This is a genomic window from Aquidulcibacter paucihalophilus, from assembly GCF_002105465.1.
Lineage (GTDB): Bacteria > Pseudomonadota > Alphaproteobacteria > Caulobacterales > Aquidulcibacteraceae > Aquidulcibacter > Aquidulcibacter paucihalophilus.
The window spans coordinates 1-726 of record NZ_NCSQ01000118.1 but is presented as its reverse complement, the minus strand read 5'-3'; the positions used below and the strand labels follow the sequence as shown (position 1 = coordinate 726).

1 pseudogene is annotated in these 726 nt (G+C 56.1%); it reads left to right on the top strand.

The window, feature by feature from the left end:
- Positions 1 to 55 precede the first annotated feature (55 nt).
- Positions 56 to 726 (top strand): annotated as a pseudogene (locus B7364_RS18125) (IS5 family transposase); the annotation flags it as partial.

Below are 726 nucleotides of genomic sequence, written 5' to 3'. Positions count from 1 at the left end.
TTAGTTTCTGATTCAACGCTGTTCTTTGGGGAGAGCAGCGGTGGTTCGCGGATTGATGTTGGACGAGGAGTGGGGGTTCTTTGAGCCTTTTGTGAAAGCGAGCGGGCCTAAGTCTGGGCGGCCTGCCAAAAGCCACCGATTGGTCTTGGATGGTGTGTTTTGGATTGCGCGGACGGGTGCGCCGTGGCGCGATTTGCCCAATGATTTCGGAACTTGGAACAGTGTCTACCGCCAGTTTCGTCGATGGACGCAGGCGGGGCTTTGGGATGTGATGCTCGAAGCGCTCAACGAAAGTGGGGCGGGTAAAGACAGTCTTCAAATGATCGACAGCACTGTAGTCCGCGCGCATCAGCATGCCGCGGGCCAAAAAGGGGGACTCAAAAAGAGGATATTGGCCGCTCGCGAGGTGGGCTTTCGACCAAGATCCACCTGAGAACCAACGGTCTGGGCTTACCCGTCGCCATTACACTATCGCCGGGTGAAGCATCGGACATGAAAGGCTATCTCCCGCTGATGGATCAGCCAGGCCCCAGCCCCAAAGTCATGCTCGCCGACAAAGGCTATGATAGCGACGCTATCCGCCAAGACCTCAAAGAACGCGGTGTTGAACCCATCATTCCGTTCAAGCGAAACCGCAAAGTCCAAGAGCCAATCGACGGCTTCCTTTACGCCCTTCGCAATATGGTCGAGCGCTGCTTCAACAAACTCAAGCAAAGCCGACGCCTC